This is a genomic window from Methylosinus sp. Sm6, from assembly GCF_019802345.1.
GTDB lineage: Bacteria > Pseudomonadota > Alphaproteobacteria > Rhizobiales > Beijerinckiaceae > Methylosinus.
The window spans coordinates 1-7,034 of record NZ_JAINDZ010000074.1 but is presented as its reverse complement, the minus strand read 5'-3'; the positions used below and the strand labels follow the sequence as shown (position 1 = coordinate 7,034).

At 68.2% G+C, this 7,034-nt stretch carries 4 protein-coding genes; 2 read left to right on the top strand and 2 right to left on the bottom strand.

Features of this window, described 5'->3' with window-relative positions:
• The first annotated feature begins 366 nt into the window (after window positions 1-366).
• A complete protein-coding gene (locus K3F48_RS23040; protein ID WP_222577781.1) occupies window positions 367-3,468 on the top strand; it encodes an isoleucine--tRNA ligase in 3,102 nt (1,033 codons plus the stop codon).
• A gap of 186 nt (window positions 3,469-3,654) precedes the next feature.
• On the opposite strand, the gene K3F48_RS23035 is transcribed toward K3F48_RS23040, so the two are convergent.
• A complete protein-coding gene (locus K3F48_RS23035) occupies window positions 3,655-3,954 on the bottom strand; it encodes a hypothetical protein (protein ID WP_222577780.1) in 300 nt (99 codons plus the stop codon).
• A 252-nt stretch (window positions 3,955-4,206) separates the two neighbouring features.
• Here K3F48_RS23035 and K3F48_RS23030 point away from each other — a divergent pair, with 252 nt between their 5' ends.
• Window positions 4,207-6,483 (top strand): PAS domain-containing sensor histidine kinase, encoded by a 2,277-nt coding sequence (locus K3F48_RS23030; RefSeq protein ID WP_222577779.1) that lies wholly within the window; start codon window positions 4,207-4,209, stop codon window positions 6,481-6,483.
• Between the two features lie 22 nt (window positions 6,484-6,505).
• Here the strand turns inward: K3F48_RS23030 and K3F48_RS23025 are convergent, their stop codons facing one another.
• Window positions 6,506-6,868: a hypothetical protein gene (locus tag K3F48_RS23025; protein ID WP_222577778.1), complete on the bottom strand. Its 363-nt coding sequence runs from the start codon at window positions 6,866-6,868 to the stop codon at window positions 6,506-6,508.
• Window positions 6,869-7,034 lie beyond the last annotated feature (166 nt).

The following is a 7,034-nucleotide window of genomic DNA, read 5'->3' as shown; positions in this document are numbered from 1 at the left end:
GGACCGGATTAGAATCAATGTCATGCGCTTGTACAACCAATTTTTGTGCCGGACAGCCGTGGGCTCGTCCCGGCCATGACGGCCTCCTGGAAATGTGTCGCTCTCGTAGGCCTTTCAGGGGGAGGGTGATGCGCACCTTCCTGCGTTCACCCGATCGTCCTGATCGGGCCCCCTAGGCGGCGCGGCCTTCGGCTGGTAGATATTCGGCCATGATCCTGCGTCGCAGCATTCGAATTATGGGCCCGGCCCGCGCTCGAGCTTGAAGCCTCGCGCGGCGACCGGGTTTTCGGCGCCCGGCGGCGCCTTTCTTCTCCCCCTCCTCTCTCGCGCCGCGCCCCACGCGCCCCGCTTTCGGTTTCCGACGCCATGAACGACAAGAGCAACGACAAAGGCCCCGACTATTCCAAGAGCCTCTATCTGCCGCAGACGGAGTTTCCGATGCGCGCCGGCCTGCCCCAGCGCGAGCCGGAGATCCTCGCCCGCTGGGAGAAGATCGACCTCTACGGCAAGCTGCGCGAGACCGCCGAAGGCCGGCCGAAATTCGTGCTGCACGACGGCCCGCCCTACGCCAATGGCAATATCCACATCGGCCATGCGCTGAACAAAATCCTCAAGGACCTCGTCGCCCGCAGCCGCCGGATGGCCGGCAAGGATTCGAACTATGTCCCCGGCTGGGACTGTCACGGCCTGCCGATCGAATGGAAGATCGAGGAGGAGAACTACCGCGCCAAGGGCAAGAAGAAGCCGGACTTCGCCGATCCCAAAGCCATCGTCGCCTTCCGCCAGGAGTGCCGCGCCTATGCCGCGCATTGGCTGTCGGTGCAGCGCGAGGAGTTCAAGCGCCTCGGCGTCACCGGCGACTGGGCCAACCCCTACGCGACGATGAATTTTCCGGCGGAGGCGCAGATCGCCCGCGAGCTGATGAAATTCGCCGAGAATGGATTGCTCTATCGCGGCTCCAAGCCGGTGATGTGGAGCGTCGTCGAGAAGACCGCGCTCGCCGAGGCGGAGGTGGAATACGAGGACCATGTCAGCGACACGGTGCATGTCGCCTTCCCGGTGAAGGACGGCCCCGGCGCGGTGGTCATCTGGACGACGACGCCCTGGACGCTGCCGGGCAATCGCGCGATCTCCTATTCGCACAAGATCGCCTATGGCCTCTATCGCGTGACGGCGGCGCCGCAGAACAATTGGGCGAAGGTCGGCGCGGCTTATGTGCTCGCCGACAAGCTCGCCGAGGATGTGTTCAAATCCGCCAAGGTCGAGAGCTTCGAGCGCCTGCGCGACGTGCCGGCCGCGGAGCTTGCGAGCTTTACCGCCGCGCATCCGCTCAACTCCCTCGGCTATGATTTCGCCGTGCCGCTGCTCGACGGCGACCATGTCACCGACGACACGGGAACCGGCTTTGTCCACACCGCGCCCGGCCATGGCCGCGAGGACTTCGACATCTGGATGGCGAGCGGGCGCATGCTCGCCGAGCGCGGCATCGATGCGCGCATCCCCTATACGGTCGACGCCGACGGCTTCTATACCGACGAGGCGCCGGGCTTTCCCGGCAAGCGCGTGCTCACCGAGACGGGCGACAAGGGCGACGCCAATGAGGCGGTCATCCAGGCGCTGATCGCGGCGGGCAATCTCGTCGCGCGCGGACGGCTGAAACATCAATATCCGCATTCCTGGCGCTCGAAGAAGCCGGTGATCTTCCGCAACACGCCGCAATGGTTCATCGCGCTCGATAAGGCGTACTCGCCGAGCGCCGACGCGGAGAGCGCGCGCGGCGGCCCATCCTTCGGGACGCCGGCTGCGCCGGCTCCTCAGGACGAGGGGACTGGATCCTCGTCGCGCCAGCCCCCTCGTCCCGAGGAGGCGCGAAGCGCCGTCTCGAAGGGCGCTCCAGGGGGCAATGCGCCGACCCTCCGCTCCATCGCGCTCGATGAAATCTCCCGCACGCAATGGGTGCCCGCCGCGGGCGAGAACCGCATTCGCGGCATGATCGCCAATCGTCCCGATTGGGTGGTGTCGCGCCAGCGCGCCTGGGGCGTGCCGATCGCCGTCTTCGTCGCGAAGGGCGGACACGAGATTCTCGTCGATGCGCGCGTCAACGCGCGCATCGGCGCGGCCTTCGAGCAGGAGGGCGCCGACGCCTGGTATGAAGAGGGCGCGGCGAAGCGCTTCCTTTCGCCCGATTATGACCCGCAAGATTACGAGAAGATCGACGACGTGCTCGACGTGTGGTTCGACTCGGGCTCGACGCATGCCTTCACGCTGGAGGACCCGGCGCACTTCCCCGGTCTCGCCGGCATTCGCCGCAAGCGCGACGGCGGCGCCGATGAGGTGCTTTATCTCGAGGGCTCGGACCAGCATCGCGGCTGGTTCCATTCCTCGCTCTTGGAGTCCTGCGGCACGCGCGGACGCGCGCCTTACGACATCGTGCTCACCCATGGCTTCACGCTCGACGAGCAGGGCCACAAGATGTCGAAGTCGAAAGGCAATGTCGTCGCGCCGCAGAAGGTCATCGCCGACGCCGGCGCCGATATTCTGCGCCTGTGGGTGGCGAGCGTCGACTACAGCGACGATCAGCGCATCGGCCCGGAAATTTTAAAGAGCGTCACCGACACCTACCGCAAGCTGCGCAACACCATCCGCTGGATGCTCGGCACGCTGGCGCATTATCGCGCGGAGGAGACGATCGCCCATGCCGATCTGCCGGAGCTGGAGCGGCTCGTGCTGCATCGCCTCGCCGAGATCGGCGAGGAGGTCGGCGCCGCTTACGCCGCCTTCGATTACAAGAAGGTGGTCGCGCTGCTGACGCCCTTGCTGACCAGCGACCTCTCGGCCTTTTATTTCGACATCCGCAAGGACGCGCTCTATTGCGATCCGCCGTCGAGCGCCAAGCGCCGGGCGGCGCTGACCGTGGTGGAGGAGCTGTTCCGCGCCGTGACCACATGGCTGGCGCCGATCCTCGCCTTCACCGCCGAGGAGGCGTGGCTCTCGCGCTATCCGGACGCCGTCTCCGTGCATCTCGAGACCTTCCCCGCCCTGCCCGCCGCCTGGCGCGACGACGCGCTGGCCGCAAAATGGGAGAAGATCCGCGCGATCCGCTCGGTCGTCACCGGCGCGCTGGAGATCGAGCGCGCGCAAAAGCGCATCGGCTCCTCGCTGGAGGCGGCGCCGATCGTCCATGTGACCGATGCGGAGCTGCATGCGGCGCTTGCCGGCGTCGACTTCGCCGAGGTCTGCATCGTGTCCGATGTGGCGATCCGCGCGGACGACGGCCCGGCCGACGCTTTCCGCCTCGGCGAGGTCGCCGGCGTCGCCGTGGTCCCGCGCCGCGCCGAGGGCGTCAAATGCGCGCGCTCGTGGAAATATTTCGACCCGGCGACGGCGCAGGCCGACTACCCCGGCGTCACCCCGCGCGACGCGCAAGCGCTGCGCGAGCTGGCGGCGGCGGGGAAATGGCCGGGGTGAGCCCCCTCCCCGTCGAGAGGAAGGAATAAAACCCAACCCCCTCGTCCTGAGGAGCCCGCGAAAGCGGGCGTGTCGGAGGGCGGCCGTTGGGAGAACCCTTTGATTTCAGCCCACGGCCGTCCTTCGAGACGCCGCCTGCGGCGGCTCCTCAGGACGAGGGCTGGGAACTTTTTCCCTCGCCACGGATCACGGCAGCCGGCGGAAGGGATTGCCCGAGGCGCCGGTGAGATAGGAGATCGCGGCGAGGACCAGCACCACCGGCAGCAGCACCAGAAAGGCGCTGGTGAGGAAGATGAAGCCGAGCGCCAGGATCACCGCGAAGGCGAGCGCCAGCAGCACGCTGCCGACGGGCCCGATCTTGATGACCTTCACGCCCTTCGTCCCGCCGATCCAGATGCGCGAGCGCGTTCCCGAGCGCGGCGGGGGCGGCAGGATCTCGATCTCGGGCGTCGGCTCCTCGGCCGAGGGCGGCGGAAATTTCGACATGAGGCGTCTCCGGGGCGGGCGGGCCAGCCCCGAACATAGGCGCTTCGAGGCGATTTCGCCATGGCGGCGGGCCCTGCGCCGGTCCCCTGGCTTGCGCGCGCCTTGCGCCGGCGGCCGCGAGCGGCGGCGGGCGCGCTTTACGTCTTTTTAAGCTCTGGACAAACATCCGCCGCCAGATTCGAATGGCGTTGATTCGGGGCGAGATGCGCGCGTTTTCTCCCCCTCTTCGCCAACACGACCGGGGACTGCCGAATGTCGCGCTCACACGCGGCCGATGCGACGATTCACGCCGAAGGGCCCAGGGCGACGAGCCTGCGCGGCGCCCGCTCGGCCCGCCTGCCGCGGTCGCGCGTTCTGGCGGCCGCCGGCCTGTGCGCGCTGACGCTCGCCACGCTGCTCGCCCTGCTCGCCGACGCCTCCTATGAGAAGACGCTGACCGAGGCGGCCGCCGATCTCACGATCTTCGCGCGAGCGGTCGCCGGCGACATGGAGGCGGGACCGCGCTCCGGCGCGGCGCCGACGCTGCCGGATTATGCGACGGCGCGCGGCCGGCGCGTCGCCGTCTCCGACGCCGCCGGGCGCGTGCTGGCGGCCAGCGCGCCGCTCGCAGCGGGCGGCGCCCTCGCCGATCTCCTCGGCCCCAACCCATTGCTGACCGAATTCGCCGACAAGGCCGGCGTGATGCGGATCACGCTCGCCGATGGCTCACGCGCGCTGGCGATGGTGCGCAATCTCGGCGCCGGCGCCGGGCAGATCGCGGTGCTCCACCCTTATGAGGCCGTGCTCGCCGATTGGCGCGCCTCCTCCATTCGCTGCGCGGCGGTCGCGGCCTGCTCGGCGGCGATCACGGCGGCGGCGGGGCTGGCGCTGCGCCGGCAGCAGCGCCGCGCCGCGCTCGCCGAGCACGCCCACGCCGCCATGCGCCGGCGCGTCGACGCCGCGCTCGGCAGCGGCCGCTGCGGGCTCTGGGACTTCGACCTCGCCCGCGGGCGCGTGCATTGGTCCGATTCGATGTTCGAGCTGCTCGGCCTCGCGGTCGAGCGCCGGCCCCTCTCCTTCGGCGAGATCGCGCTTCGCCTGCATCCGCAGGACGGCGACCTCGCCGATATGGTCGAATCCGTGGCCGCCTCGCATGGCGCCTTCGATCATCAATTCCGCATCGCCGACGCCACGGGCCGATGGATCTGGCTGCGCATGCGCGCCGAGCTGATCGAGGAAGAGGGCGGCGCCGGCCCGCGCCTCGTCGGCATCGCCGTCGATGTGACCGAGCATCGCGCGCTCGCCGAAGGCGCGGCGACGGCGGACATGCGGCTGCGCGACGCGATCGAGACCATTTCCGAAGCCTTCGTGCTGTGGGACGCGCACAACCGCCTCGTCGTCTGCAATTCGAAATTCCTCGATCTGCATGGACTGGGCGCCGATGTCGCGACGCAAGGCGCGAGCTATGCGCGCATCATGTCGAGCGCCGCCCCGCTCGAGCAGAGCGAGATCATCGGCGACGCCGCGCCCACGTCCAGCGAGCGCACTTATGAAGCGCGGCTCGCGGACGGACGCTGGCTGCAGATCAGCGAGCGCCGCACCAAGGACGGCGGCTATGTCTCCGTCGGCGCCGACATCACGGCGCTGAAGCGCAATCAGGAGAAGCTGATCGACTCGGAGCGCCGGCTCACCGCCAGCGTCGCCGATCTCATCGGCTCGCGGCAGACCCTGGAGACGCAGGCGCAGCAGCTGGCGACGCTGGCCGAGCAATATCATCTGCAGAAGGGCGAGGCCGAGGCCGCCAATCTCGCCAAATCGCAATTTCTCGCCAATATGAGCCATGAGCTGCGCACGCCGCTCAACGCCATCATCGGCTTTTCGGAGATGATGCAGGCGCAGGTGTTCGGCGCGCTCGGCTCGCCGAAATATGTCGAATATTGCAGCCATATCCATCAGAGCGGCCGCAATCTGCTCGACGTGCTGACGGATATTCTCGACATGTCGCGGCTGGAGGCCGGCCGCGTGCGGCTCGAGGAGAGCGAGATCGATCTCTCCGGCGCCGCGCGCGCCACCGCGGAACGTTCGCGACGCGCCGCGGAAGCCAAGGGCATAGAGCTGATCGTCGATGCGGGCGAAGGGCTGCGCTGCTGCGGCGATCACGACGCGATCGTCAAGGCGATCGGCGTGCTGGTGTCGAACAGCCTGAAGTTCACCGGCGCCGGCGGATGCGTGCGCCTGCGCGCGCGGCGCTCCCTGCATGCAGTGCTGATTTTCGTCGAGGACACGGGCTGCGGCGTCGACGCCGCGGCGATCGGCAAGCTCGGCCGGCCGTTCGAGCAGCCGGCGACCGTGATGGAGAACGGCATGAAAGGCTCCGGCCTCGGCCTCGCCATCGCGCGCTCGCTGATGGCGCTGCACGGCGGCGCCTTGCGCATCCGCTCGCGCGTCGGCGTCGGCACGATCGCCATGCTGAGCATTCCGGCGAAGCCGCACGCAACTTCGCCGCGCGCCGCGAGTTCCGCCATGCGGGTCGCTCAGCGAATGAATTGAGAGCCGATCACGACCGAGCGCTTCAAGACTCGGTCCGATACACTGATATTTCGATTTCGTCGGCGTGGCCGACGAGCTTCATGAGATCGGGCGGAAGCAGAAAGTTCTGCGCCGCCCTGTCATCGGCGAAGTAGACGGCGATATCTGCGCGGAGAATCGTCGTGGCGCTCGCGCGCAATTCGGCGAGCGCAGCCGAGAATTTCGATCGTGTTTCGTCGGACGCGAGAACGGCGTCGGCGCCGAACGACAACAGATCGATCTGCGTCGTGACGTCGACGATCTTTCGCAACGGAGCAACGCCCCAGCCCACAGCGTCCAGATCGCCGTGCGGACGCGCGACCTTCAGCCATATGACGATATCCGCCAGCGAAACCAAAGCCGCCATTCCCGCTCCGCCCCTCGCAACGACAGCGCCCGCCGCTCCCAGGGAATCGGGGAAGGACGAGCCCCCATCACCTTCGTCCCGAGGAGCCCGCGAAGCGGGCGTCTCGAAGGACGGCAACGGGGGAAACCTTTGATTTCGCCTCGCGGCCGTCCTTCGAGGCGCCGCC

Coding starts and splice junctions, on each gene's coding strand:
- K3F48_RS23040 (WP_222577781.1), top strand. CDS start 367: ATGAACGACAAGAGCAACGACAAAGGCCCCGACTATTCCAAGAGCCTC.
- K3F48_RS23035 (WP_222577780.1), bottom strand. CDS start 3,954: ATGTCGAAATTTCCGCCGCCCTCGGCCGAGGAGCCGACGCCCGAGATC.
- K3F48_RS23030 (WP_222577779.1), top strand. CDS start 4,207: ATGTCGCGCTCACACGCGGCCGATGCGACGATTCACGCCGAAGGGCCC.
- K3F48_RS23025 (WP_222577778.1), bottom strand. CDS start 6,868: ATGGCGGCTTTGGTTTCGCTGGCGGATATCGTCATATGGCTGAAGGTC.